The organism is Lysinibacillus sp. fkY74-1, from assembly GCF_053165895.1.
This window is the reverse complement of sequence record NZ_CP170173.1, coordinates 2,585,227-2,610,783: the sequence shown is the minus strand read 5'-3', so window position 1 is coordinate 2,610,783 and position 25,557 is coordinate 2,585,227. Positions and strand designations below refer to the sequence as shown.

General features: G+C 35.3%; 34 protein-coding genes and 2 pseudogenes. 23 read left to right on the top strand and 13 right to left on the bottom strand.

Annotated features, from left to right (window positions below):
* Positions 1–129 precede the first annotated feature (129 nt).
* From ACE1MS_RS12805 to ACE1MS_RS12795, 3 genes are all read right to left on the bottom strand, one after another.
* On the bottom strand, positions 130–801 hold the full coding sequence (locus tag ACE1MS_RS12805) for a DUF554 domain-containing protein (protein WP_012294784.1): 672 nt from the start codon (positions 799–801) through the stop codon (positions 130–132).
* Between the two features lie 62 nt (positions 802–863).
* The gene (locus tag ACE1MS_RS12800; RefSeq protein ID WP_197150201.1) at positions 864–1,682 is read right to left on the bottom strand and encodes a MerR family transcriptional regulator; all 819 of its coding nucleotides are present in this window, start codon (positions 1,680–1,682) and stop codon (positions 864–866) included.
* Between the two features lie 256 nt (positions 1,683–1,938).
* Positions 1,939–2,376: a MarR family winged helix-turn-helix transcriptional regulator gene (locus tag ACE1MS_RS12795; protein WP_036161909.1), complete on the bottom strand. Its 438-nt coding sequence runs from the start codon at positions 2,374–2,376 to the stop codon at positions 1,939–1,941.
* Between the two features lie 150 nt (positions 2,377–2,526).
* Here ACE1MS_RS12795 and ACE1MS_RS12790 point away from each other — a divergent pair, with 150 nt between their 5' ends.
* Both ACE1MS_RS12790 and ACE1MS_RS12785 read left to right on the top strand, forming a co-directional pair.
* Positions 2,527–2,931 (top strand): Ohr family peroxiredoxin, encoded by a 405-nt coding sequence (locus ACE1MS_RS12790; protein WP_031417875.1) that lies wholly within the window; start codon positions 2,527–2,529, stop codon positions 2,929–2,931.
* A gap of 25 nt (positions 2,932–2,956) precedes the next feature.
* Positions 2,957–3,583, top strand: coding sequence for a nitroreductase family protein (locus ACE1MS_RS12785; RefSeq protein ID WP_012294781.1), 627 nt, complete (start codon positions 2,957–2,959; stop codon positions 3,581–3,583).
* 67 nt (positions 3,584–3,650) lie between these two features.
* On the opposite strand, the gene ACE1MS_RS12780 is transcribed toward ACE1MS_RS12785, so the two are convergent.
* Positions 3,651–4,151, bottom strand: coding sequence for an Rrf2 family transcriptional regulator (locus tag ACE1MS_RS12780; RefSeq protein ID WP_031417873.1), 501 nt, complete (start codon positions 4,149–4,151; stop codon positions 3,651–3,653).
* A 326-nt stretch (positions 4,152–4,477) separates the two neighbouring features.
* On the opposite strand from ACE1MS_RS12780, the gene ACE1MS_RS12775 reads away from it, so the two are divergent.
* The 5 genes from ACE1MS_RS12775 to ACE1MS_RS12755 all read left to right on the top strand — a co-directional run bounded on the left by ACE1MS_RS12775 (position 4,478) and on the right by ACE1MS_RS12755 (position 7,621).
* Complete coding sequence (locus ACE1MS_RS12775) at positions 4,478–4,915, top strand: carboxymuconolactone decarboxylase family protein (protein ID WP_012294779.1); 438 nt, start codon at positions 4,478–4,480, stop codon at positions 4,913–4,915.
* A gap of 545 nt (positions 4,916–5,460) precedes the next feature.
* The gene (locus tag ACE1MS_RS12770) at positions 5,461–5,682 is read left to right on the top strand and encodes a transcriptional regulator (protein ID WP_031417871.1); all 222 of its coding nucleotides are present in this window, start codon (positions 5,461–5,463) and stop codon (positions 5,680–5,682) included.
* Complete coding sequence (locus tag ACE1MS_RS12765; RefSeq protein WP_447402388.1) at positions 5,679–6,938, top strand: Y-family DNA polymerase; 1,260 nt, start codon at positions 5,679–5,681, stop codon at positions 6,936–6,938. Before ACE1MS_RS12770 ends, ACE1MS_RS12765 begins: the two co-directional genes overlap by 4 nt.
* Positions 6,939–6,948: 10 nt before the next feature.
* On the top strand, positions 6,949–7,287 hold the full coding sequence (locus ACE1MS_RS12760; protein ID WP_197150204.1) for a YolD-like family protein: 339 nt from the start codon (positions 6,949–6,951) through the stop codon (positions 7,285–7,287).
* The gene (locus ACE1MS_RS12755) at positions 7,280–7,621 is read left to right on the top strand and encodes a hypothetical protein (RefSeq protein WP_012294775.1); all 342 of its coding nucleotides are present in this window, start codon (positions 7,280–7,282) and stop codon (positions 7,619–7,621) included. The genes ACE1MS_RS12760 and ACE1MS_RS12755 overlap by 8 nt, the downstream gene beginning before the upstream one ends.
* A gap of 384 nt (positions 7,622–8,005) precedes the next feature.
* Here ACE1MS_RS12755 and ACE1MS_RS12750 read toward each other — a convergent pair whose 3' ends face one another.
* Positions 8,006–8,950: a helix-turn-helix transcriptional regulator gene (locus ACE1MS_RS12750; protein WP_197223635.1), complete on the bottom strand. Its 945-nt coding sequence runs from the start codon at positions 8,948–8,950 to the stop codon at positions 8,006–8,008.
* A 152-nt stretch (positions 8,951–9,102) separates the two neighbouring features.
* Between ACE1MS_RS12750 and ACE1MS_RS12745 the strand changes: the two genes are divergently transcribed.
* Together ACE1MS_RS12745 and ACE1MS_RS12740 are read left to right on the top strand one after the other, a co-directional pair.
* Positions 9,103–9,438, top strand: coding sequence for a hypothetical protein (locus ACE1MS_RS12745; RefSeq protein WP_447402387.1), 336 nt, complete (start codon positions 9,103–9,105; stop codon positions 9,436–9,438).
* A gap of 12 nt (positions 9,439–9,450) precedes the next feature.
* Complete coding sequence (locus tag ACE1MS_RS12740) at positions 9,451–10,533, top strand: DNA alkylation repair protein (RefSeq protein ID WP_197223637.1); 1,083 nt, start codon at positions 9,451–9,453, stop codon at positions 10,531–10,533.
* Positions 10,534–10,776: 243 nt separating this feature from the next.
* Here the strand turns inward: ACE1MS_RS12740 and ACE1MS_RS12735 are convergent, their stop codons facing one another.
* A complete protein-coding gene (locus ACE1MS_RS12735) occupies positions 10,777–10,977 on the bottom strand; it encodes a hypothetical protein (RefSeq protein ID WP_447402386.1) in 201 nt (66 codons plus the stop codon).
* A 177-nt stretch (positions 10,978–11,154) separates the two neighbouring features.
* On the opposite strand from ACE1MS_RS12735, the gene ACE1MS_RS12730 reads away from it, so the two are divergent.
* Positions 11,155–11,523, top strand: coding sequence for a DUF6713 family protein (locus ACE1MS_RS12730; protein ID WP_031417867.1), 369 nt, complete (start codon positions 11,155–11,157; stop codon positions 11,521–11,523).
* A 145-nt stretch (positions 11,524–11,668) separates the two neighbouring features.
* Here the strand turns inward: ACE1MS_RS12730 and ACE1MS_RS12725 are convergent.
* The 3 genes and pseudogenes from ACE1MS_RS12725 to ACE1MS_RS12715 form a co-directional block, all read right to left on the bottom strand.
* Positions 11,669–11,794, bottom strand: a pseudogene (locus ACE1MS_RS12725) (ATPase); the annotation flags it as partial.
* A 447-nt stretch (positions 11,795–12,241) separates the two neighbouring features.
* A pseudogene (locus ACE1MS_RS12720) lies at positions 12,242–12,664 on the bottom strand (hypothetical protein).
* Between the two features lie 50 nt (positions 12,665–12,714).
* Complete coding sequence (locus ACE1MS_RS12715; protein ID WP_447402385.1) at positions 12,715–13,224, bottom strand: DUF3231 family protein; 510 nt, start codon at positions 13,222–13,224, stop codon at positions 12,715–12,717.
* A 476-nt stretch (positions 13,225–13,700) separates the two neighbouring features.
* On the opposite strand from ACE1MS_RS12715, the gene ACE1MS_RS12710 reads away from it, so the two are divergent.
* The 6 genes from ACE1MS_RS12710 to ACE1MS_RS12685 all read left to right on the top strand — a co-directional run bounded on the left by ACE1MS_RS12710 (position 13,701) and on the right by ACE1MS_RS12685 (position 17,921).
* Positions 13,701–14,546: an MBL fold metallo-hydrolase gene (locus ACE1MS_RS12710; protein ID WP_289448903.1), complete on the top strand. Its 846-nt coding sequence runs from the start codon at positions 13,701–13,703 to the stop codon at positions 14,544–14,546.
* Positions 14,547–14,867: 321 nt separating this feature from the next.
* Entirely contained in the window at positions 14,868–15,344 is a 477-nt protein-coding gene (locus ACE1MS_RS12705) for a sigma-70 family RNA polymerase sigma factor (RefSeq protein WP_031417864.1), read from the top strand.
* A 2-nt stretch (positions 15,345–15,346) separates the two neighbouring features.
* Positions 15,347–16,327: an anti-sigma factor gene (locus ACE1MS_RS12700; protein WP_012294765.1), complete on the top strand. Its 981-nt coding sequence runs from the start codon at positions 15,347–15,349 to the stop codon at positions 16,325–16,327.
* Positions 16,309–16,596 carry a hypothetical protein gene (locus ACE1MS_RS12695; protein ID WP_031417863.1) on the top strand — a complete coding sequence of 96 codons (288 nt, stop codon included), beginning with the start codon at positions 16,309–16,311 and terminating at the stop codon, positions 16,594–16,596. The genes ACE1MS_RS12700 and ACE1MS_RS12695 overlap by 19 nt, the downstream gene beginning before the upstream one ends.
* A 204-nt stretch (positions 16,597–16,800) precedes the next feature.
* Positions 16,801–16,959, top strand: a complete 159-nt coding sequence (locus ACE1MS_RS12690) for a hypothetical protein (protein WP_008177317.1) — start codon at positions 16,801–16,803, stop codon at positions 16,957–16,959.
* Positions 16,960–17,198: 239 nt separating this feature from the next.
* Positions 17,199–17,921, top strand: coding sequence for an SDR family NAD(P)-dependent oxidoreductase (locus tag ACE1MS_RS12685; protein ID WP_416277619.1), 723 nt, complete (start codon positions 17,199–17,201; stop codon positions 17,919–17,921).
* 441 nt (positions 17,922–18,362) lie between these two features.
* On the opposite strand, the gene ACE1MS_RS12680 is transcribed toward ACE1MS_RS12685, so the two are convergent.
* Positions 18,363–18,470: a YjcZ family sporulation protein gene (locus tag ACE1MS_RS12680; RefSeq protein ID WP_080695207.1), complete on the bottom strand. Its 108-nt coding sequence runs from the start codon at positions 18,468–18,470 to the stop codon at positions 18,363–18,365.
* A gap of 629 nt (positions 18,471–19,099) precedes the next feature.
* On the bottom strand, positions 19,100–19,252 hold the full coding sequence (locus ACE1MS_RS12675) for a hypothetical protein (protein ID WP_012294761.1): 153 nt from the start codon (positions 19,250–19,252) through the stop codon (positions 19,100–19,102).
* Between the two features lie 282 nt (positions 19,253–19,534).
* Between ACE1MS_RS12675 and ACE1MS_RS12670 the strand changes: the two genes are divergently transcribed.
* Entirely contained in the window at positions 19,535–20,416 is an 882-nt protein-coding gene (locus tag ACE1MS_RS12670) for a cation diffusion facilitator family transporter (protein WP_036161865.1), read from the top strand.
* A gap of 163 nt (positions 20,417–20,579) precedes the next feature.
* Positions 20,580–21,407, top strand: a complete 828-nt coding sequence (locus ACE1MS_RS12665) for a DNA alkylation repair protein (protein WP_036167040.1) — start codon at positions 20,580–20,582, stop codon at positions 21,405–21,407.
* A gap of 106 nt (positions 21,408–21,513) precedes the next feature.
* Here ACE1MS_RS12665 and ACE1MS_RS12660 read toward each other — a convergent pair whose 3' ends face one another.
* Together ACE1MS_RS12660 and ACE1MS_RS12655 are read right to left on the bottom strand one after the other, a co-directional pair.
* Positions 21,514–21,684 carry a hypothetical protein gene (locus ACE1MS_RS12660; protein ID WP_171821092.1) on the bottom strand — a complete coding sequence of 57 codons (171 nt, stop codon included), beginning with the start codon at positions 21,682–21,684 and terminating at the stop codon, positions 21,514–21,516.
* 178 nt (positions 21,685–21,862) lie between these two features.
* Positions 21,863–22,507: a pentapeptide repeat-containing protein gene (locus ACE1MS_RS12655; protein WP_012294757.1), complete on the bottom strand. Its 645-nt coding sequence runs from the start codon at positions 22,505–22,507 to the stop codon at positions 21,863–21,865.
* Positions 22,508–22,921: 414 nt separating this feature from the next.
* On the opposite strand from ACE1MS_RS12655, the gene ACE1MS_RS12650 reads away from it, so the two are divergent.
* From ACE1MS_RS12650 to ACE1MS_RS12630, 5 genes are all read left to right on the top strand, one after another.
* Complete coding sequence (locus tag ACE1MS_RS12650; RefSeq protein WP_031417856.1) at positions 22,922–23,401, top strand: GNAT family N-acetyltransferase; 480 nt, start codon at positions 22,922–22,924, stop codon at positions 23,399–23,401.
* A 307-nt stretch (positions 23,402–23,708) separates the two neighbouring features.
* On the top strand, positions 23,709–23,882 hold the full coding sequence (locus tag ACE1MS_RS12645) for a hypothetical protein (RefSeq protein WP_230584433.1): 174 nt from the start codon (positions 23,709–23,711) through the stop codon (positions 23,880–23,882).
* Positions 23,883–24,157: 275 nt separating this feature from the next.
* A complete protein-coding gene (locus tag ACE1MS_RS12640) occupies positions 24,158–24,331 on the top strand; it encodes a hypothetical protein (protein ID WP_155273060.1) in 174 nt (57 codons plus the stop codon).
* Between the two features lie 96 nt (positions 24,332–24,427).
* Positions 24,428–24,703 carry a hypothetical protein gene (locus ACE1MS_RS12635; protein ID WP_197223641.1) on the top strand — a complete coding sequence of 92 codons (276 nt, stop codon included), beginning with the start codon at positions 24,428–24,430 and terminating at the stop codon, positions 24,701–24,703.
* Positions 24,704–24,750: 47 nt separating this feature from the next.
* Complete coding sequence (locus ACE1MS_RS12630; protein ID WP_447402384.1) at positions 24,751–25,464, top strand: UDP-N-acetylmuramyl pentapeptide phosphotransferase; 714 nt, start codon at positions 24,751–24,753, stop codon at positions 25,462–25,464.
* Positions 25,465–25,557 lie beyond the last annotated feature (93 nt).

The following is a 25,557-nucleotide window of genomic DNA, read 5'->3' as shown; positions in this document are numbered from 1 at the left end:
AGTGTAAATGGAAATTATTAATAATTAGAGAGAATATTTATGAAGATTTCTTAAGAAAAGCGGAAAAGCCCAAGCACGCAATTGTTTTGTGCCTGAGCAAATTAGACATATGGTTTTTTTGATGGCTTTTTAATGTATAAACAAAAACACAATAATAGGGATTATTAATGATGGCAAAAGATTTAAGGTATTGCATTTTTTTATACCTAAAATACTTAAACCAGACGCTAATATCAATATACCTCCTATAATCGTCAATTCATTTAGAAGATCAGTATTGATGGAATTCTCCATTAAACTAGCTATTAAGTAAATGGAGCCTTGCCATAGAAATAATACAATACCTGAAATAGCTATCCCAATACCGAATGTAGTGGCCAAAACAATCGAAGTAATTCCATCCAATATACCGTTCGTAAGCAGATAGGTATAATCTTTCTTTAATGCAGCCTCTATTGGACCTAATATAGATAATGATCCAATACAAAATAATAAGATCGCTGTCGATAATCCTTCAGCTAAATTCCCCTTAGAGTATTTATTCACTAACGTATTAAATTTTGATTCTAAATTAAGTTTTTGACCTAATAATCCGCCTATAGCTAGACTGACAATAAAAAGTACCGGATATTTACTGGCAGGTAAATGTTGAACTAGTGCATTTATACCTAATCCCATCGCTGCTAATCCCATGGCCTGCATGAGGATTTGATGGTATTCATCCTTTATCCCGTTTTTAAAAATACTTCCAACGATGCTTCCGACTATAATCATCATTGTATTAAATATCGTTCCTAACATTTTTCATTCTCCTTTAAAAATTGTTCTTACGTAAAAAAATAAACCCTCCTGTAAGGGGAGGGTCAACATTTTATTGGTATTTGTATTTCTGTCAAGTAATCTTCTTTACTTCCTGAAATGTAATGGTCAATTATTGTTCTTTCAATAGAATCTCCGATTACTTGGAAACCGTGATCTTTAATAAAATTCAGTAAGGATTTATAATGTACAGGAGAATGACTATGATTGCCATTAAAATAAATACAGGCATATTTTCCTGCGGGTAGCGTGGTCAATAAAGGACTTTGCCGATCCTCTTCCTCGACTACAATAAATATAGAGTTGTATTCATGAAACTGGTTATCCAATAGATGGCAACTACTTACGGTTAGGCCAACGCCTCCAATAAATATAGAAGAATTCATATTGGACAAATTCTCTAACTGTCTCAGAGAAACTTCCAATTGTGGTTCAGAACTGATTTTTTCCATTAATCGTACGATTCTTCTCTCTTGTTTTTCCATGATGAAAGGGACTCCCAATGCCTTTATCTCTCGTGCTAATTTAATATCCTTAATTCGATCTTGGAACCTTCGTTTAATTCGTTCTAGTTCTTGGATTTTTTCCTCGGTTAATCGTTTCTGTTCCTCTAAGAGATGCAAAAAGTCGTCGATATCTCGGTGATCCAAATGTCCTTTAATTTCCTTTAATGAAAAACCTAATTCCTTTAAATAATGTATAGTATTTAATTGCTCAAATTGTTCTGTTGAATAGTATCTATAACCGTTGTTTTTATCTGTGTACATAGGCTTTAATAAATCAATTTCATCATAATATCTAAGGGTTTTTATGGTGGTTTTATGTAGCTTTGCCATTTCTCCAATTGAAAATCTATTCTTCATTTAAAACTTCCTTTAAAAAACGTCCTATTATCATTATAGTACTTGATTTTGTCCATGATTTGTTTGGACCAAATGCTAGGATATGAACTGCGCGATCAAGGGAGGGGAGATAAGTGAGTGAATGTGTTTAACAAACTGCCCATTGAAAAGAACCGTAGTTGGAAGAAAGGAATGTCCAATGACGGTTCTATCTGTTGACTGTATAAAATTATTACCACTAGCATGAATCAAAATTTTTAGGTGATACGATCTTTGCTTAATTTTTGTCTTTCAAGGCCCAATCATTGTGTATGATGTCTTGTAGAACATTTTTCAATTGAATAAATTGCTGTTCTGAAATATTAGATTGCTTCATGACCTGACGTGATACCTCAGGTAGCTTTCGACGAACCTTATTACCTTCCTCTGTTAAATAGATTTGCATTTGTCGTTCATCATCTTTGGAACGTTCACGACAAATGTATCCCTTTGCTTCTAATTTTTTTAGTAATGGTGTTAATGTACCTGAATCTAAAAATAAACGCTGTCCTAATTCTTTCACTGTTATTTGTTCGTTTTCCTCCAATGCTAAAATGGTAATATAACCCGTATATGTTAAATCATATGGCTTTAATAATGATGTATAGTGTCGAATGATTTCCTTTGATGTGGCATACAAAAGAAAGCATAGTTGATTATCTAAATGATTAGGCATAAAAATCCCCTCTTCATGTTCTTCTATTAACATTTATATTAAAAATAAAATTCCTACTTGTCAAACACAATTAAATTGTGTACAATTCAATTTGTAAAAATTAAATTGTTTACAATTTAAAATATTGGATATAGAAAAGGAGTTTTGATGATGAAAGAATTATACTCAACTACTATGATTAATGAGGGTGGGCGTAGTGGTACATCCTATGCAGAGGATCAATCACTATCTTTAAAAATTGCACCCCCAGGTTCAAAATTAGACAATGTGACAAATCCAGAACAATTATTTGCTGCGGGTTATAGTGCCTGCTTTAATAGTGCGTTAGATTTAATTAAACGCCAAAAAAAGCTTAAACATGCCTCAACGATTCAAGTAACCGTTAAGTTAATGGAGCAAGCTACTTTTGATTATGTACTTGCTGTGGACATCGAAGGTCATATTGAAGGGGTAGAGTTGGAAGAGGCACAGCAATTATTAGAGCTAACACATACTGTATGTCCTTATTCAAAAGCGACAATGGGCAATATCAATGTAACAATTAAAGCAGTTTAAATTTTTTGAAAAAGAGGGAAATCATATGTTATCAACTACAACAGTAAAACAAGTTATGCAGGCACGTAAATCTGTTCGTAAATACAATGCGAATACTAAAATATCTCGTGAAACAATCATGCAGCTACTACAAGACGCTACTTCAGCTCCTTCTTCAAGCAATATGCAACCATGGCGATTTATTGTTATTGATGATAAGGAAATACAAAAAAATATTAATTTCTTTTCATTCAATCAAGAGCAAATCGAAACTGCCTCTTCTATTATTGCTGTCATTGGCGATATTGAGATGTATGTAAATGCTGAGGAAATCTATGCAAAAAATGTGGAGTTAGGTTATATGCCAGAAGAGATTGCCAAAAAACTGGCACAGGACGCATTCACAATGTATAGTTCAGCTTCGCCTAAAACATTAGAAAATATCGTCCACTTTGACGCTGGCTTAGTGTCCATGCAAATTATGCTATTGGCGAAAGAAATGGGTTATGATACAGTTCCAATGGGCGGATTTGATAAAGCTAAATTTGCGGAATACATGGAATTACCTGCAAATGAAGTACCTATTTTATTATTAGCAATTGGTGAAGCGGCGGCACCTGCTTATGGTTCTTCACGACTTCCAATTGAACGTCTTGTAAGATTTAATCGATAATGAATAATAAAACAAAGCACAGTCACTAAGAGGCTGTGCTTTGTTTCGGTATTTGTACTTTTGGGAGTTACCTATTTTTCTTGTGGAAGAATTCCTTTGCCATTGCTATGCGTTCACTAGGCAAGGTGCGATTAAGCTCTTCTTCTAACCATGCAATTGTTTTCCCTCGTAAATAGTTCCGCATCTGTTCTTCAGCTTCTAACATTACTATATTAATGGTGCAATCAGATGTGGCTGACGGACAGGAATCACAATTTCCAGTTTTGTTTGCAAAATTCGCTTTAATGTTCTTACATTGAAATATGGGACTTTCACCCTCTACAGCCTTTACAACATCCCAAAAAGAAATATCTTCAGGCCTCTTACTAAGCCTATATCCTCCTTTAACACCAGATACTGAACTGACAATACCTGCTTTAGATAGCTTACCTAATACTTTTGATAAATATGTTTCGGATAGTCCTTGAAATTCGGATAGATCCTTGATTCCGATACTTTCCTCTGGTGGCACATCTATTAAATAGACAAGACTGTGTAATGCATACTCTACCATGACGCTATATTTCATTCATATCACCTACTTCTAATCCCTTTAGAAAAACTTACATGTATCTTGTATATTATCATATCTTAAAAATACTTCATCTAAATTAAATCAGTTTGACAAAAATTAAAAACAGGCTTATATTAAAGACAATAATAATCAACGATTAAGTTAATCGTCGATTATTGTCATCCTTGATTTCTTGTGGGGAGACCGTATAGTGAGTAAATTTAATCGAAACAAGTGGTTTTCAAATGCTTCCTGCTCAAGGATGGCATGGTTGAATATGCATGAAATTTACTAAATTATCATCAAAATCAAGGAATTTAATTGAATCGGAGGAGTGTAACATGAAACAACGTATCGATTATTATGACATTGCACCTGATGCAATGAAGATAATGATGGAAATGGAGAAATACACGAAAAAGAATAGTATTGATAGAAAACTTCGTGAGCTCATTAAAATTCGTGCTTCACAAATTAATGGTTGTGCGTTCTGTATTAACATGCACACGGCTGATGCCAAAAAAATGGGGGAAACTGAACAACGTCTATACTGTATAAGTGCTTGGAGAGAGTGCACATTCTATTCAGAAGAAGAAAAGGTCGCTTTAGAATTAACTGAACACATTACTTTAGTGTCTGAAATGCGTGTACCTGATGATGTATATAAACGAGTTCGTAATTATTATACAGAGAAGGAATATGTCGATTTAGTAATTCTCATTAACCAAATCAACAGCTGGAATAGAATCTCGATTGCTATGGGCAACTTCGCAGAGTAATATAAAAAATTGGTTCTAAATGAATCTGGAGTAGGTAGAAATGTTGATAAAGCAGCATTTCTGCTTTTTTTATTTCTAATCGGAAATCAGCTTAATCGAATTATCTAATGAAATGGGGGAATCATGTTCCACGTTTGGACTGAGTAAATATGATTCCCTTTTTATTTCCAATGTAACCTCACTACGACAAACTTCTATTATATATCCACATTTCTCTGCAATTTTATTAATACTTTCACCTTAATAATCCTGTACCGTCGTACAAGTTAAAGTATATGTGAAAACTTGAATCTATTTATTTTTTCCTTTTTTTTGTTTCCAAAAATTTAATCTTGTCAAAAAGCAAACGTTTGTTCTAATATGTATACAAACAGATGTTCTTACATAGGATAAGTGCAGAGAAATCTATTCGTAAAATGGGATAAAGTCAGGTTCCCTGAAGCCGTTACCAGTACGCACAGTTGTAGGAATGGAAACTAAAGTTACATTAAATTAAAGTGATTAGCCAATTTTAAAAATTTTGAGAGATAGTGGAGGAAACTACGATGAGAGAGCAACTGATTAAAGCTATGCAACGCAATCAATTAGTGGACATTATGTATATAGCCAAAAATGGCTCCGTCACAAAAAGACGTGTAAGAGTCATTAAAATTGTTGGTGATTCATTGCAAGCATTCTGTTTTACGAGGCAAGCAAAGCGTTCCTTTATCATCCAAAATATTCTCGCTGTTACTCCTGTTTTCCGAAAAGAGCGTGAGGTTGTATGAACTATGAAGAAATGCCGAATAGACCTATTATGTGTATCGATATGAAGTGCTTTTATGCTAGCTGTATCGCCATGCTACATGGAATCGATATTTTAGAAACGCCTGTCGCTGTAGTAGCTAATTTCGACCAACCCGGCAGTGTAGTCCTTGCTGCATCACCATTAATGAAAGAAAAATATAAAATCAAGACTGGCAGTAGACGGTACGAAATTCCGAAGCATCCAGATATCCAATTATTTGAACCTAAAATGTCCTTTTTTATACAGATGTCCATGACCATTACTAAGCTCATTGCTAATTATGTTCCTGTGGATGCCATACATGTTTATAGTGTAGACGAAAGCTTTGTTGATTTAACGGGTACTGAAAAGCTTTGGGGATCACCTGAACAGGCAGCTCGAGAAATACAGGCTGCGATTCTGGATCAATATAATGTACCAAGTGCTGTTGGTCTGGGCCCAAATATGTTAATGGCTAAATTGGCATTGGACCTTGAAGCGAAGAAAACTGGTTTTGCTCAATGGACATATGATGATATTCCCAAAAAGCTTTGGCCAGTAAGACCCTTATCTGAAATGTGGGGAATTGGCAAACAAATGGAAGTCAACCTAAATAAGATGGGGATTCAAACAGTTGGTGGATTAGCCAATGCAGATTTGAATGACTTAGAAGAGCGATTTGGTGTTATGGGCAATCAGCTATATCACCATGCATGGGGAATCGATTTATCAAAGCTAGGGGAACCGTTAATTACTAATGGAGCATTAAGCTTTGGAAAGGGTCAAATGTTAATGAGAGATTATCATACACGAAAAGAAATATCGATAGTGCTGTTAGAAATGTGTGAAGATGTCATGAAGCGAGCGAGAGATGCAGGTTTTGTTGGGCGTACAATCAGCCTGGGTCTTTCATATAGCCGAAATGCGATGACCAAAGGGTTTCATCGATCTAAAACGATTGATACACCAACAAATGAAACACTTGTTATGTATAAAACGTGCATAGAATTGCTGGATGAGTACTTTGCGGGAGAACCAGCAAGGCAGCTAACGGTAAGGATATCCAATCTTGAGAGGGAGCATAGTATCCAGTTGGATTTATTTGATGAAAGAAAGCCCCAACGGCAGCTCATTGGACCTACGATGGATGCTATACGCAACAGGTTTGGAGCAACAGCGCTGTTACGAGCGGTTTCATTTACTGGGGCAGGGACAGCCATCAAACGTGATCGCTTAGTTGGCGGCCATTTGGCATAGGAGTGATTGGATGATAAAAGACAGAGGTAATATAAAATGGGCGTCTATGATGATGCCAGAGCATTTGGACCTACTAAGGGAATGTAAAGAAGTCTATACAACGCAACCGAGAGAGCTGACAGAATGGGAACTGGAAGAGTTACAGCAAACCATTGATACAGCCTATCAGCAGCAGCAAGACGTTCAATTAAATGTTTGGAGCGATGGAAAAGTAATGCATTGGACGGGAATCATTCATACCATCAATCTATCGACAAACGAACTGTTACTTGAAACACTACTGACAATAAAACGTGTTCCTATCCATCTTATTCAATCAGCTCAACTAGAAGCTGATTATTATGATTAAAGCTGAACAACGCCAGCTAGTACACCAGTATTTATTATTGGAATTAGCTGTAAAGTCAGTACAGCATGATTATCGATTTGCTGAACAATTTAAAATGAAAATCGTGTTTGTACCCTTAATGGATGCATTATTAAAAGATTTGCGCCAAGACTATTTTAATCTCAAAAGACAGCTTAGCCAGCAACATATACGAGTGGTAGGCTGGCATCGTGTAGATGAATATTTTAGCGATGTACAAATTGCAACGGCAGGTAATGATGTAGTCCTCCGCTATGCTAATCAGGCATTGAAAACACAGGTGGAAAAGCTCGTCATCCGTTATCTCGATAAATGATTGGTTTTTGAAATGAGCCCTAGGTTACCATATATCAAAAGGGATATTTTGGGGGATGATTCTATTTATACAGCTACTAATAAGGATTATTATGCTGTGAATAGTCTTGTGAGTGAGGGGCACGAGGAACATGTTAAGGAAGAGCTAGCTGTTTTTAAAAGTATTGAATCGGTTATGCCTAAATCTTATTTTCAAGATTTGCCTGACAATCAAAACAGTCATATTTTTATCGCTAAGAACAAATGTTTGGGAGTTCAATACCAATGCAATTGCATTTTATAAACATATAGGAATGAGGGGGATAAGTAGAAAAATGAACATGAATATTTGAAGCTGTGGCAAACAAAGATAAACCAGGTGCTCTGAGAACCTGGTTTTTATTCTTCATTCATTGTATTGCTTCATAAGTTCCTGTAATTTGCTTTTAATTTGTTCTCGTACTATTGGAGGATGTTTTACATTAGCCTCCATGCCTAAGCCTAGAAAAAAATGGACTAACCACGGTGTAAAGGAAGAGTTCACTGTTGCGAGTATCTTCCCATGTCCGTTCTCACGAAGCTCTATCCATTGGGATAACCATAGTTCTGATTGACAACGTCTTACTCCTTCTGGGGTTAAATCTACCTCAAGATTGAACATATTTTCTTCGTGCGCTGGTATAATCCACGACTTGATGTGCTCATTCGTCATATCTAATTTCAAACTTTGATCTTCAGCAAAAGAAAAATCTTTCACCCGATCTATTCGAAATACTCGGTAATCCTCTGCTAGGAAACAATAAGCCTGACAGTACCATAACCCGTTCATCGTATAGATTCCAAGAGGTTGAATCGTTCTATTTTTAGTAGTAGCGGATTCATACAAGATTGTGACGACCTGTTGTTGAAGTGCAGCATCCAATAATTCCTTTAAAAAGGGCACCTCTAATTCATGAGGAGGTACCCAAAAAAGAAGACGTTGCTGCATACTTTCAATCTTTTGCTTTAGCTCACTTGATAAATAGTAGAAAAATTTATCTAATGCAGTATTTACTTCATTTTTGAAGGGGAGAGCTTTGTAATTATGTAATGATTGGCAAGCAAAGAACAAAGCAATTGCCTCGTGTTCGGTAAAGCTGATAGGTGGTAGCACTTTTTCACGCAAAACACGATAACCACCATTAGGCCCAGCTTCGGAATAAAGCGGGACACCTAGTTCACTCAGTTCCATTAAATCACGAATCATTGTTCGGCGTGAAACACCACATTCTTCAGCCATCTCCTGAATGGTAAACTTTTTACGTTCATTGACCTTCATCATGAGCTGAATAAGTCTTTGAGCCTTGTGCATGGAAAGCTCCTCCTCCTAAAAAACTAAATTAATAGTGACAATAGTTGTCACCATTATCCCGTATAGTAAAACTCGAAGTCAATGTTTATAAAGCTTTGACATCATGACAGGATACATGGACCTCATCATCAAAAGCCAAAAGGAGATAAAAAATGGAACTAGAAAAACAAAACTATGTAATGGAAGTTGTTTTATTTGAACTGAAGGAGGGGATTGACAAGCATCGTTTTTGTCAGGCGGCTGCGGCACTTACGGAGTTACTAAAGCTTGAAATATCAGGATTTGAGGGCCGCACTTTGCTACATACATTCAATGAAAATCAATGGACGGACATCATATATTGGGGTGATATGGATAGTGCTCGAAGTGCTATGGAGAAGCTGAAGTCTATGTCAGCATTTCAAATTTTTGTCTCTATGATTGATTCACGGGAGATTACACAAAGACTTCTAGTTCCGGCTAATTTAAACGAATTGAACTATAACTAAAGGGGAATGGACATGGCTGACACATTTGAGGGTAAATATACAACCGATTTCTTTCATCAATTCATAAATATATTACAGGGTGAATACCCTGCCTTTGATTCACATAAGTTCATGAATTTAATTTATGACGACGAATGGGAAACGAAAAAATTCAAACAACGTATTAGGCATATTAGTACTTCTTTACGGACAACTTTACCGACATCCTATCGTGAGGCATTATCTATATTGATACAAATGGCACCTAAATGTAAGGGAGTGGAATATTTATTTTTGCCTGATTTTGTCGAAGTAAATGGACTAGATGATTGGCAAGCCTCCATTCATGGATTAGAGGTGTTTACGGAATTTTCTAGCTCAGAGTTTGCTGTTCGGCCTTTTATTGTAAAAGACCCACAAAAGATGATAGATCAAATGTTAGAGTGGGCGAGTCATCCAAATCCTCATATCAGGCGATTGGCTAGTGAGGGGTGTCGCCCTAGGCTACCTTGGGCATCTGCATTGGAAATTTACAAATTGGATCCGTCACCAATCTTACCGATATTGAACCTGCTCAAACAGGATCCATCTGTCTATGTACAGAAAAGTGTCGCTAATAATTTGAATGATATTTCCAAGGATCATCCCGAACTAGTGAAACGGCTTGCACGTGAGTGGCACGGAGAAAGTTCAATCACCGATTGGATTATTAAGCATGGATGTCGTGGTTTATTGCGAAAAGGAGATGCTGAGGTACTTTTCTTGTTCGGCTTTGACAGCTTTCCAGACGTAACCGTCCATGAGTTAACACTAGGAAAAGAAAGGTTGTCGATTGGACAAACCCTTGATTTTGCATTTACTGTTCAGACAAATTCTACTGCACCACAGAAGCTCCGAATCGAATATGGGATAGATTTTGTCAAAGCGAATGGAGCGACTTCAAGAAAACTATTTAAAATAACGGAACGTATCTTCGAAAAAGAGGGTCACCAATATACACGGCGTCACCATTTTAAAGACTTGACAACCCGCAAGCATTACCCAGGCCAACATAAGCTAGCCGTAATTATAAATGGAAAAGAGCTCGCTACAACCGAATTTTGCGTGGAACACTAAAGTAACCATACTGAAAGATGGGGAACAGAAGATGAACAATGTAACAATAAGTGGCTTAGGATCAAGGGGCAACATTAGCCAGTGTGCTACTTAAAAGGGCTATCAAGTGACTAGATGGAATCGATCAATAGCAAAAGCAGAATCTAAGTAGACCACACGTGATAGGTGGCTTATTTCATAGAAGAAAACTATAAAACGCTTAGGGGTCACTGAAACGGAGGGAGTGACCCGTTTAACTAGAGGTTATTTAAAATATTGTGGTTTTTCCACTTTAATAGAGGCTACTTCTCCGCAGTCTTTACAAAAGGTAACAATAAACGGGGACCCAACTGAAAAGACAGAATCAATAGGTCTAATATTTCCTTGATTAAAATCGCCACCAACTTGTCCAATCGTAAAAGAATCATGACCACAGGACTTGCAAACCACCTTTTTATCTTTCACGCTATCACCTCTTTATGTAATATGTGTAAATTGTATCATAAAAAGGAGAATGTGACATGCAAGCTTACATTCCAACATTTTTGCGACTTGATATCGACATATTTCGGAGGATTTACTCGGAATTTGAAAAATAATTTTGTAGTAATATAGGGTATATAAAGATGGAGGAGGTTTTATATGCCTGATTTATTGCTAATCCTTTTTTTATTAAACCTTTCTATATTTCTTTTGCATGAAATGGATGCGATAAGGCGCTCAGAGTGGCGATTATTTATCGTATTAAAAGATATGAAAGATTCAAAGGCTTATCAAGTATTCATAGTTATACATCTTTTACTTTATGTCATTATTCTTTCCCTACTATTCAGTCCATATCAAACAATAACTTTTTGGGTTCTTGATATATTCTTTATCATACATACAATCCTACACTTATTATTTGAAAGACATCCTCGAAACGAATTTAAAAATACGTTTTCAAGAGCTATCATTTATCCCATGGGATTTCTTGCGACAATCCACTTATTCTTTTTAATAAATGTTTAGATATAATCGTATAAGGTACTATGGATTACCTTTTTTACCCATGAGGATACATGGAGCAAGTAGAATATGCTGAAGCTAGCTGGTACAAAGCTAATAATGGAAAGCCCTATAGGGAAGTATAAGGCTTTTCGGCATGAACTAACATTTAGAAAATCTGTGTTAATTCCGAATTTACAAACCGTTCGGCAGTAATGATAGTTCCTGAAGCTATGCGTCCATAAACGCTATATATTCCGCCATTTTAATTAGGAACAATTTCAACTTCATACTGAAGCTAGCTTCCAACGCCTGGAGCTACAAGTTTATTGGATATTTTTTCCAATCAGCTTCTATTTTTAGCTTTTTCCGTTTCGACTTTTTTACTTCTAAGTAGCAATGCCATGAATATAAAACTTGCTACCCAAAAGGAAAAGAATAAATTTTCGAACAATGCCCAATTATCGTTTTTGAAATAATCCCAAATCATTGTAATTAAAAACAGGGTTACAAGGAAAGCAAAATACAGTAATTTTCCTAATGTGGTCAACTGAAACACCTCTTATGTAAGTTATAATGGTGTAACTCATCACTTATAAGGAGGCTGTGACGGTCAACTAGCGCCACAGCCATAATCAGTGCGTGCGATACACTTCATTATAGTGTGTGTCATTTATGGTTACTTATACATAAAAAAACAGCTGTAACGTCGTCGCACGCTACAGCTTAGATTGTGTATAAATTAATGATGCGTATCTTTAAGGCCAGAACTATGTGCATTTGGCATAACTGGTACTGGGAATCCTGCAGTGTTGAGTCTAACAAAAAGTTAAATGGAGCATTAGGATAGCCCATTTCAACAAACTTTCTACACTTAGGATATTGGCATACACCCAAGAGAGCATCGACAGCTAAAGATGATTGTGCACCCAATATCATGGTATGGGTATACATGTCTAACCGCTTCTCTGAAGGAGCTTGGTCCATACCATTTGTTCTACATGGAAAACGCCACGAAGTAAATCACCATATTGTGTTTCTTTGCCCCTGAAATTAGAGCTGTGAATTGCATCATGATTCTCATTTTACCTTAACGACCATCTAATATTTCTTGCAATACACGTGCTGCTTGTTGATCCGGTTTATCAGGTTTAATGAGGTTCATTAATTCTTCTTTGTAAATAATTTACATGCCTCGATTAGGGGAAATAAGGTTTATTTTTCAGGATAATTCACATGTAATGGTGGTGGTACAAGCCAACCTTTATTTTTGTTAAGACGCAGTAGTTTAGCACCGATAAGAGCTTTTGCAGTATGGAACTGGCCATACATTAAAGCAATATCCTCTCGAGTGGAAGTGCCCATTGCCTGACTACATGCAACTAATCCAGCCGCTAGGTCTACTGACAGTGCAGCACTAATTTCTGTATCATTAAATTTAGCACCAGCAGGGATATCTTCCATTCTTGCTACAGGTCGTTCAGGTGAAGCAGGTGGTAAAGCAACACCATTCGTTTTTAGAATTTTTTCTAATTGCTTTACTTCATCCCTACATGTTTCGATGATATCTTCAATAATTTTTTTAAGATCTTCATCCCCAGCGTGATTATAAAACGTTTGATAGCCTGAAATCATACCATAATCAGCAATTAAATTTGACCAAACACTAAAAACTTCACCGTAATGCAATGGTTCATCTTTTGGATTTCCACCAAGAATACCCATACTTTCACTTCCTTTTCTGGTTTTCACCTTTATTTAACCAAAGGTAGTATGAGTGAAAAAAGAAATGAAATACCCTTTTAAAAAAATTATTTGAGGTATTAATAGTTGTTAGAATATTTATTGTATTAACGGCTAGCACAGAAAGAAGCCACAGCGATCGAATCACTGCAGCTCTTTAAGTAGTGAGACACTACGCAGGTTTTATATTGGCTGTTTATTGTCAAATTATACGTTATATATTTATCGGGAAAAATAAAGTTAAAAGTATAGAACATCACTAGAAGGATAAGTTAAAACTTATTGAAGGTGAATAAATTGACAAAAGAAAAGGAAAAGAATGAATTAGAGCAAGGAGAAATTGGATGGGAATTGAATCCTAAAAAACTCGAAATAAAAAAGAAAAAGAGCAAAAGAAATAAGAGATAATGCCACAAACCTAGGGTTGTGGCATTATCTCTAAAGAAAGAGGAGTTAATATGGACAAAGATTTAATGTATGGTGAAGACTATAAATTTATTCCGGCAACTTCTATTGGGAGTGGTGTTGGTATAGAAGTAGTGCCTGATTTATATCAATATACTATTCAAATCGTAAATATTGTGCTTTATGGTGACCCAAATACAAAAGAATTTGTACTCATTGATGCAGGAATGCCCAAAAGTGCAGAGGAGATAATATCGGTAGTTGAGGAACGCTTTGGCTCCAATGCTCAGCCTAAAGCGATTATTCTGACACATGGTCATTTTGATCATGTGGGAGGGATTATCGAACTAATAAAACGATGGAATATCCCTGTCTACGCTCATGCTTTGGAAATACCCTATTTAACTGGAACACAAGACTATCCAGTAGCTGACCCTGCTGTAAGTAGCGGATTGGTGGCAAAAATGTCTCCTATTTTTCCAAACGAAGCCATTAATTTAGGGGAAAACATTCAAGCAATCCCATCAGATGGTAGTGTCCCATTTATGCCAGATTTTCAATGGATTCACACCCCAGGGCATACGTCAGGTCATATATCATTATATCGTGAAAAGGATAAAGTACTTATTGTTGGAGATGCATTTGTGACTGTCAAACAAGAATCTCTTTATAAAGTTATTACACAGACAAAGGAAATTAGTGGTCCCCCTAGATATCTAACAACGAATTGGCAAGCCGCTCGAAAATCTGTTGAAAAATTAGAAGCTTTAAAACCTTCTGTGGCGATTACAGGTCATGGATTACCAATGGAAGGTAAAGAATTGGCAAGGGAACTAAAAAAACTTGTAGATAATTTTGAACAAATTGCTCTCCCAAAGCAAGGTAAATATCTTAATTAATATTTTTGAATAACGTAGCATTTTCTTGCACATTTAAATAGGTCAGCATGAATTATGTCTTTTATGAATGCTGAAGAAGTGTATGAGGTACAGTTTTACTATACAGAGAATTGGACTATCAGGAACATGGATTAATGGTGTTTTTAAGTAAACGGACTGATAACTAAAATAGATAAAACGGCAAAATCCATTTATTATGTTTGGATTTTTGCCGTTTTTTATTGTATTACCACTTTTTTGAAGTAAACATTTAAAATAATTTTAAATTATTTGCAACCTTTTGTGACCTTTATACGAGGATAGGTTGAAAGGTGGGAAGAGATGGAACTTGAAACAATATATATCACCTATATGAATGATATATATCGCTATTTATATTCACTTACGAAAAATCATAGTGCAGCGGAGGATTTGCTTCAGGACACATTTACAAAAGCGCATATTACCCTTCTTGGTCAAGAAATTCAAGACATCAAACCTTGGCTTTTTAAAGTAGCTTACTATACATATATCGACAGTACACGAAAAGAGAAGCGGTATGTAACTTCCGACAAAATTGATCAAATGCATTTCAATACACCAGAGCAAATCATCGTTGAACAAGATGCTTATTTAAAATTAATCAACCTACTTGAACAAATTAAACCAATCGAAAAGCAAATTATTTTGTTATGTGATGTACATGACTGTACAAATGAGCAAGCTGCAAACATTTTGCAATTAAACGTGAATACGGTGAAAAGTCATTTAGCGCGAGGTCGCAAAAAAATGCGCGTACTCATTAAAAGGGAGGAATAAAGGTGGATTCTTATCAACAATTATTACAGCAAGCAAAGAATAGTGAGAAAGGAGATGCACCTTCAACAAATGTGATAAAAAAAGCCATTGCGTCATCTAAGTGGAAGCTGATTGTAACAACGCTGACGATTGCCCTTTTAATCGTCCCCACTTGTTATATGCTCACTTTTTTGTACTATGCCTTTGGTACAAAGTCTACAACCTTAATGGATGTGACAAGTCAGACACTTTATGTAACGGAACCGAATACGACATTGGAGGAACTTGAATTTGATATGGAATTTTCGCTCTTTTCGATGGGATTATCATTTGAGCAATACAAGCAGATCGGTGACGAGGTCTATCCCGTGAAGCATTATGATACACGCTTTATGTTAAATAATTTAGTGGGAAAGAAGATTACTTCAAAACTGGAAAAATCGTATCCAAAATATCCAACTGAAACGAATCAATGGCTAGTACATCCTAATAATCGAGGAGAATTTAACACAATTGAGGAGCAAAGGAAATTAAAAGGATTACCTAATGAAACCGTTGTAGAAGCGTATCTTTCTTTCAATGATTTATATACAGTAGATCAAGTTATTCAGCAAATGCCAAATGTAGATGTCACCTGGGCAGCGATTTATACAGGAGTAGAAGACACCATGCTAAGTGCAAATGGGAATGTTGTATCGCCTATTGGCTATCCTGTACAACCAGATCAAACAAATTGGTCCCCATTTAAAGGTGCTACTTCTCATGAACAAACGTTTTTATCCATATTAAATTTTCTAGTTGATTATGAGGAGACGGCTACTGCTGTTTCCGCTCATAAAAATCTGGACCTAAAAGAGAGAATCCATTATTTAAAACAGCATGATATGAAAACATATGGGGTTGTCGTTACAGGACCCAAAGCTGAGGTTGAACAGCTACAAAGTTTAACCATGATTAAGCATATGAAACTAGGGGAGGTTAAATTATGGAATTGGGTACGTTAAAGCAGACTATTTTCAATGTTTTTGGCTGGGCTAGCATTAGCATTGGCCTATGGACGCTTATCATGGTTAATAGTTGGATTATCATTGGCTATGGTGCTCCATTTACTAGTAAGAATTTCATTACCTTGACAATCGTTTTTGGGTTCATTGCGATCCTTTCGAGACCCAGTCGTTCTCTAGGCAAGTGGGGAATCTTTATTGGTGGCTATCTTATTTTGTTTATGACGGTTCTATTCTTTGTTGGCTGGTTAATTACCCCATTTCCTTAAGACAAGCAAGTAGGCCATACCTATGGTTTGTGAGTCTTTTAGAACATACTATGTATAGGTAATAAAGTATAGATACTAGTTTTTTATAAGGCGACAGTTAGGATGTCATGTCAGTCTTTGTAATCAAAAATAGCGAAAACAATTGTCAGAAAATATCAATATATTCTATAATGAGTAAAAAAATAGAGAATAAGAGGTGGACTTATGGGTAAACCAGTAGATTACAATCTATATCCGGGTTATCAAAACACACAAGATTCTAGACTAGATGAAAGAAAAGAAGAATATATAGAAGTATTAGAAAAAGCAAAAATAGATGGGTATATACTTGAGTTTGAAAAATCCTCTGAATTACCCCAATAACTATGTTTAAATCTCAATCTAATACAAGGAAGCCAGGCGCTCTGCGGAGTACCTGGTTTTTTACATTTTTAAGCTTTATTTGCCAAGCCGTTATAAATAGCGGCTCCTAGACTATGTGCTTGTTCATATTTCATACATATTGTTTTTAATGATGATGACCTAGGTCTAGCTCATAATGGACTTAATGTAAAAGTTACTATAATCTACTAATTAATGCTGATATGGAAAGGGTGGTAAAAATGAGTAAAAATATTATTGTATTTGGAGCAAGTCAGGGGTTAGGCGACGCTTTTGTAAAAGGCTTACCCGTGAAGGGGGATACTGTATGGGTAGTTTCACGTACACGACCTAAAAGCTTAGATATCAATGATGGCGTAAATCGTCAATGGCTTTCTATTGATTTGTCTAGCCAACAACACATACCGTCATTAAAAGAACAATTAAAAGAAATTGCTATAGATGTATTAATTTATAATGTTGGGGTTTGGGAAAAACGTGGATTTGAGGATGATTATACATTTGATAGAGATGAAGTCGAGGATATTTCAAATTTAATCAATATCAATCTAACGTCCACTATTACATATATTCAGGCACTTTTACCGAATTTAAGACAAGCGAAAAATGGAAAGGTTATTTTAATTGGTTCAACTGCAGGGTTAGACCATACAAACAATGCACAGGTTTCATTTGTCACATCTAAATTCGGTTTACGAGGCATTACAAATGCTTTACGTGAACATTTAAGAGAAGACAGAATTTCTGTCACTTGCATTAATCCTGGGGAGCTAGCAGCAGAAGTCCCTTATGAGGCAGGCGCTGATAAGGCCATCCAATTATATGAAGGTACACGTATCCCTGTCCAAGATATTGTAGCTATTGTGCAATGTGTGGTTAATTTATCACCCGCTTCATGTGTAAAGGAAATTAATATCCCTGCCATAACAGATTTAAATGCTTAATGGTTCCATATTATTCTAGGGATCTCGTCCTATTAGAGTATAGTGTTAGCAGCTACATGAGCTATAACGGCGGGAATTAAAAAGGGTCACAGAGGATAGTGACCCTTTATAGAATAAGTGATATTAGTAGTTATGAACATTAGAGGCGAACAATATCATCAGAGAAGTGTTGGATGCCTTTAATATTTAGACATGAACTTAAGCTTGCATTAAAACAAATGATGATTTAGAGCCATAACCACCCCTTAATCTAGCAGACCGCATTACTCCCCCTCTCTAATTGTTCATGAATAGAGGTTCACAAGGAAATTTGAAAATATTGTTATGGTTGGGGAAGGTAATAGATTTTTAGTCTAGTGATTTGGGATGGAAAAAATGGCTCTAAAATGGCTATCTATCATTTTAATTTGTTCCTATATAGGACAAACGAGTAATGAGCGATTAATATAAAACTGAAGCGCCGACAATAATTAATAGAATAAATAGAACAACAACTAGAACGAATGTTGAACCGTAACCGCCGCCGTTATTGCCTCCGTAATAACTCATAAAGTATCCCTCCTTTCTCTCTATATGTATAGTATGTATCGTTATAGGAAGTTTAAAGGTATTTATCCAAACCTATAGAGCTCTAATGAAAGAAAAATTATTGCGACAAACTAAATTATAGGAAATGGTTGATTTTGCTATTCAAATAAAAAGTAACCAAATGCTTACTTGAAAGCTTATGTAAAATGCCCGACTTACTTTTGATAGAACGAATATGACATAAAGAATTACAGACACCTCTATCTACTGTAAACCAAAGGTATCGTGAAGAAGAACCCTCTTGGTGGCTTTTGTGATGTTAACATATTCATTTGAAGAACGCCCCCAAATAGAAGAGGGAAAATCAATGATTGTCTCTTGTTTTCGTCCTAACAGGATTTGAGGAGCTATGTTTTTAAAGGTGCCTTGTCCATCTATTTCATTCCCCAAAAAGTTCATTGGGAACGAATAGCGGAGACTTCTGTAGGAACAGCGTGAAAGTCGAGAACCTAGAATGGACCAAGCAGCTCGTCCCCCATGTGTAGTGAAAATTTCCATGCTTGGAATGGTGCTCGAAGCTTAGCATTTCGAATGGAATAATACCTCATTTCGGTTTATTTACATCGCTAATACGTACATCAGAATTCTCCTTAAAAAAATGACAAAATAAGAGGGGAGGCTGAAGCAATAAAAGAGCCTGTAGGTCTGACATTATCATACAGTTGATTATTTTCCGCAGGTAGTTGACCAGTTGCAAAAGAATTTATTTCACGAGCCTTGCCGACTAATTTTTTTGTCCCCATCTAATCACCTCAAGATTACAGTATATGTGAAAATAGCACATGAAAAACGACAGCGTTTAAGCCCACCTAGAAGGCATCAATAGGAAATTCATGAGGGTGAAAATAATATATTGAAATAAATGTTGGAGTGGCCGAAGACTGCTTCTTTAGGAAACGAATTTTTCCTGTAAGCAACTCTTTTATATCCCTTCCACTAATGTACGCTTAGGCAAAAAGGTTGCTGTAGACCCACTCGGGGTGGGGCTGTTATGATAAAACAGAACGTTAGTGGGAGGTAATGAATTGGAAGAAGAAAAATACAATAATCTTAAATTAGGTGAACGTGGTGCCATTATAAGTATTATTGCTTATATAATTTTGTCTGTTGTAAAAGTGGGAATTGGTTACATGAGTGGTTCAGAAGCCTTAAAGGCTGATGGTCTCAATAATACGACTGATATTATTGCCTCGATTGCAGTACTTATAGGCCTTAAGCTTTCACAAAAACCTGCAGATCATGATCATCGATATGGTCATTGGAAAAGTGAAACAATTGCTTCTATGGTAGCTTCCTTTATTATGATGGCAGTAGGTATTCAAGTATTATTTGGTGCATGTACTTCCATTTTTCAAGGTGGAAAAGAATCACCTGACATTTTCGCAGCCTATGTAGGTCTTGGATCGGCATTGGTCATGTATTTTGTATATCGTTATAACAAAAAATTGGCTGAAAAGATAAATAGTAAAGCCGTTATGGCTGCTGCCAAAGACAACTTGTCAGATGCCTGGGTAAGTATTGGGACAGCAGTAGGTATATTTGGATCACAATTACATATGCCATGGTTAGATACAGTAACAGCTATTATTGTAGGTTTTTTAATTTGTAAAACAGCTTGGGATATTTTCAAAGAAGCTTCTCATGAACTTTCTGACGGATTTGATGAAAACATACTTCAAAACTACAAAAATATTATTTTAAAGTTAGACGGAGTTATTGGAATTAAAGAAATTAGAGGTAGAAATTATGGCAACAACGAAGTGATTGATGTTGTCATTCTAGTCGATGCAAATTTAGATATTACAGAGGCTCATGATGTAGCTTGTCATGTTGAAGATAAGATGATTCATGAGCAGGGCGTATATGAAGTTCATGTGCATGTGGAACCCAATGAGGAGAAAATATAAAAAAGATTAGGCACTCAATGAATTTGAGTCCTAATCTTTTTTTATATTTGTCCATATTTAAGCCATTTCTTTCAAGGAAATGTATAAGTTTGTTTAAATTAATTAGAAATTATTAGTATAATAAACTTACTTTGGAAAATAATTATAGTAGGAGGATATCTTCATGCCAATTCATATAGATATAGTAAACAGAAAAGGGGCTAGAAAAGTTAGTGAAATCCCTGAAGAGGTATTAACGTTGTTGAACGAAGGAGAAATAGAAAGTGTTAATTTAACTGAATGGTTGGGGGTCAATCATATTTCTTTAGTGAAACATGTCCTACCTAAGATAGGATTATCTCATAAATTAGAAGGTATAGTAGAAGAAATGTTAAAACAGAATGCTGAATCGGGAATGAAGGCTATTCGTTTAACTGGTGAACTATTAAATACAGCAATAAACGAAGAAAACGAACGAACAAAAGAAGATATTATTAAAAAATTTGCAACGCATCCTTCTGATAGTGTTCGCTGTTGGGCAGCATTTATGAATAAAAATGAAAGCTCCTCTTTGGAAGAAAAATTAGCATATATTTATCCATTCGCTGGGGACCGTCATTTTGGGGTTCGAGAAATTTCTTGGATGTCGATTAGAGAGGAAATAGCGCAACAACTTGATGATAGTATAGAATTCTTAACAGAATGGGCAAAAGAAGAGGATGAAAATATACGAAGATTTTCTATTGAAGTCATTCGTCCTCGTGGTGTTTGGGCCAAGCATATCGAAGTTTTAAAACAGAATCCTAGTAAAGCCCTTCCTATTCTAAACCAACTGAAATCTGATCCATCAAAGTATGTACAAGATTCTGTAGGGAATTGGTTAAATGATGCCAGTAAAACCCAACCTGATTTTGTCATAATGCTTTGTGAAAAATGGAGTAAAGAATCTGAAACAAAAGAAACATCAAAAATTATAAAGAAAGCGAAAAGAACAATTATGAAGGGCAATTAATTAAAAAAGATAAAAACGTCAATCTAGCATATGCAAGAGCTAAAGGTTCTTGATATTTAAATGAATTAAAGTAGGTGGGAAGGGAAGGAAAACGAGTGAAGCCTTTTTAAATGCTGTTATTTTGTTTCTTCCCTGTTTCCATTCCTGCCTCGAAAATAAAGACGAGCATAAGAAAGAAGATAACAATTTTTATTGTGAGGGTTTCTGTCCAAAAGCCCAAATAATACATGAACACCATCATAATAGATAAAAGTGTTTTAACAATCTTTAGGGTCATTATGACACCTCCTAATAGTCGGATTACCTTATAACAAAAGGCTGTATAATAGAAACGCTTTTTTTTTCATAAAACAAAAAGTAGCCAAAAAGAAATAAACTTCAATGGCTACCTGTAACGTAAATGATTATTTATAATTGGCTGTTTTGAGTAGTGTATTAATCATTGCTTGGTCGTATCATTTAACCGTTAATCCGAGCAGTGAAGCAAACCCGATAGCTTGTTCAGAAGATACTTCACACCCATTCAAACTTTCGAGAGATACTTGAAGTCTTTTAAAGGTACACGTACTAATATCAATCCCCTTTAACGAAGTTTCAGTAAAATCAACCTCATTAATATCACATTCTTGAAATGCCACTTTCTTTAGTAAGGAATCAAAATAATTAGCTCCTTGTAGGTTGGTGTTATGGAATAATACTTGTTTTAAACGAGCCTCAGGAAAATTGCTTAAGGTTGCCATACAATTTTCAAAAGAAACATTTCCAAGATTAGCTTCGGAAAAATTCACACCTAATAATTTACAATTTTTAAAAACCACTCTATGTATAAGGCTTTCCTTTAAGTTTAAGTTAGATAAATCACAGTTTTCGAAAATGACATCCGTTACATCCATTTTTTTAAAAGAAGAATTGATGAATGTGACATTTTTAAAAATAACCTTAGCTACGATTAATCTTTCAACAACCTCCTTATCAATGACTGTATCTGCGATCATGCAATTTGATAAATAAGGTTCCTCCTCGTCATAAATAGCTTGAAAATTAGCTTTTTCTAAATCAGTAGGTATTTTTGGTGATGTAATTTGGAAATTATAGGACATATAAGCACACCCTTCGAAAGTAGTTAGCATCTATCTTATAGAATAAGAACTAAAATAAAAAGTCTTTCTTATTAAGTTAAAGTGTGTGCAAATCTAATTTTCTATAATAAAAGTGTTCATTCCAATGATATTCCGGAGTAGGGAAAGAGGCAAAGGCTTACCTATAGCTAGCATACATAAAACCATTTGTTACGGACTCAGTGTCTTCAGTAGAAGAACATTCTATAGCATATGACGAATACCTATTTGATGTTCCACTTAGCTTTCAGTGGTACTGAAAATCAATGAGTAGGATCCCAAACAGTTCATTAATGGAGGGCATCGGTATCGTTTATTTAGAAATTTCAAATAAATAAATGACCAAAACCACTTTAAATGGTAAAGTATAGAAATAGTGATTGGGGGAATGGTCATATGGAGAAATTAAACAGGGTTGAACTAAAGCATTTCATAAGTGAATATAAAGAAGAGTTAAACACTTTTGTCCTTACAGAGGAACAAAAACAATTCTCTGCGCTTCCAAGCAATTTTGAGGAAATCAATGAAGGACAATATCGTATTGTAATTTTAAGTGATCATACACCTGTTGGTTTTTTTCTATTGAATTCAAATGAAAGAGTAAAGAAGTACTCTAATAATTCGAACGCTTTGTTATTATCGGCACTTTCAATTAATCATGCTGAACAAGGAAAAGGTTACGCAAAACAGGGAATGACATTACTAGTTGAGTTTGTTCAATCAGAATTCCCTCATTGTGATGAACTTGTCTTAGTTGTAGATAAAGATAATATACCAGCACAAAAGTTATATTTAAAGGTAGGATTTGAAGATACGAATGAGCGATTAATAGGACGGATTGGCGAAGAAATTATTATGAGACAATTAATAAAATAATACACCCCACAAATACATAACGACCTACTTTTATGTATGGGAACGGCCATGTACGGCAGTACGACGACGTTCGGTAGCAGAAACAGTAAATTGAAAACAATGATGAAGTAGCCAAGCAGCTACTTCTTTTTAATGATGGCTAGATGAAATTTAATAAGCAGAGGTGATGATTTAAGATGCGAGAAAGTGTCAATCATTTTATGAACGATCCGTGGTGGCAGATTTCAAAAGGTATGTCAGAATCATTAAATGAAGAGTTAAAGAAATTTCACAACAACATATTCTTTATGGGAAAGAGGCAATTGCGGTGGCTAGAAGAGAAGATAATGATGATGTGATTTTTTGGATTGAAAAGATGAATAAATACGCAGTCGTTCATTTAACCTATTCGATAGAAACTTCAAGCGAATATCCTATCACATCATTATATACACGGAGAGAGTTAGAAGAATACTGTAAGAGTGTTTCAAAGCTTTATTAAGGTCTTTTAAATTTTATTTTGATACCATTTGCAATTTTGGTAATATAAAGGAGGATTTATTCGGTAAGTTATAAAAATGCCTTTATTAAAATTTCAGAGGATTCGGAAGTTACTTCGGCTGTTACTCCTCTCCCAAGAAACAACAGGCCTACTATAGCTTCAATTGAATTGAATTTAATTTAATTTGACATAACCCAGACAACTATACTGAGGAAGATGTGCAATTCCAAACGTATTTGATTAAAAATCAAATTGATTTAAATCGGATTCATTAAATGAAATCAGGAAACAATTTTTCCAAAAGTCTAAAGCGTGTTTTAGAGCTATTAATCATCTCATTTGTCCTCATTGCCTTTGTTTGGGTGATGATAGCGAAATCAGAATCCTACTCTGAACCTCATGAAGCGTTATGGTCAAAGGATAGTGATTTAGTGTTAATCCAAAGCTAACAGCTAAAGGATAAGGCACTCTTCTTTTTTATAAAAAATACGAATAATATAGGGGCTGCTTATGTTGAAAAAGGGCTCTTTGGATGGAATGCTGGGATGCTTACTTGGGACCCAATGGACAAGGAGAGAGGCTATGAAAAATTGGATCATTTAAAAGGACATAGAGATAGTCTAATCTATGGTCTCATTAGGAATGGTGACGAACAACTTATTAAAATCGGCGAAAGATATGCTACTATACTAGATTTAGCCGTCATACTGCCACCAAGTGAAGTAGAAAAGTATCAATTAGACGGCCTATTTATTTGGTATTTCGAAAGCCATACACCTCCCAACGAAGAGGAAATAACACGCATTAATAAAGTTACTTAAGAAGAACTAGGTACGAATTTTTAAAATGAATTTCAGGAGGGGAAAAGTTGTTATATATAGCTCTATTAATTGGCATCGCAGTTATTATGATTGCCGATAAGCTTACTCAGGCTTTTAAGCTATCAAGCATTTGGGGATTAATAAGTCAAATTTGTGCTTCACTTGTCTTGATAATGGTTGGTGGTCTTGAGGTGAATTATATTCATCTAAGTAACCACATCGAATTAGGGTATTTGGCGATTCCTTTTTCTTTATTATTTCTTGTAGGCTTTACAAATGTTATGAATATTGAAACAGGACAAAAATCTTTCATACTACTATTGCCATTGGTCTCTTTAGTGTGCTTCTCCATGGCAGCCTTCATTATGGGGCATTCATTTATTTTAATAATCGGGATTTCTAGCTGTTTAGCGATTCTACTTATTCTGCTTTATAGTTATGTCTCAGGTAACCTATTTATAGGAAAATCGCTTACCACATCAATAGGTTTTATCATAGCTGTACTTTCAATATCGCTCATTAAATTATTTATTGTAGCCATTTATATTCCGATATTTACGTTAGCACTACCATTCACTTTATATTATTTTATTCAAGATAAGTTTACGAGTGTTCAAGCAATTATCATTAGTACTTTAACAGCTGTAATATTTGGTGTATTTATATTCATCGTACCTACTCATCTATTATGGTATCCCGTTGTTGGCATAACCATTATATTGGTTATCATGCAATCTTCACGTAAATTTCGTATTATTTAGAAGCAACGCTCAGCCTCACTAATAGTTGAGTGGTTGCTTTTTTTACAGAATATAAGTTCTTAACTGTTTTAATTTTGTATTTGCAACCATATA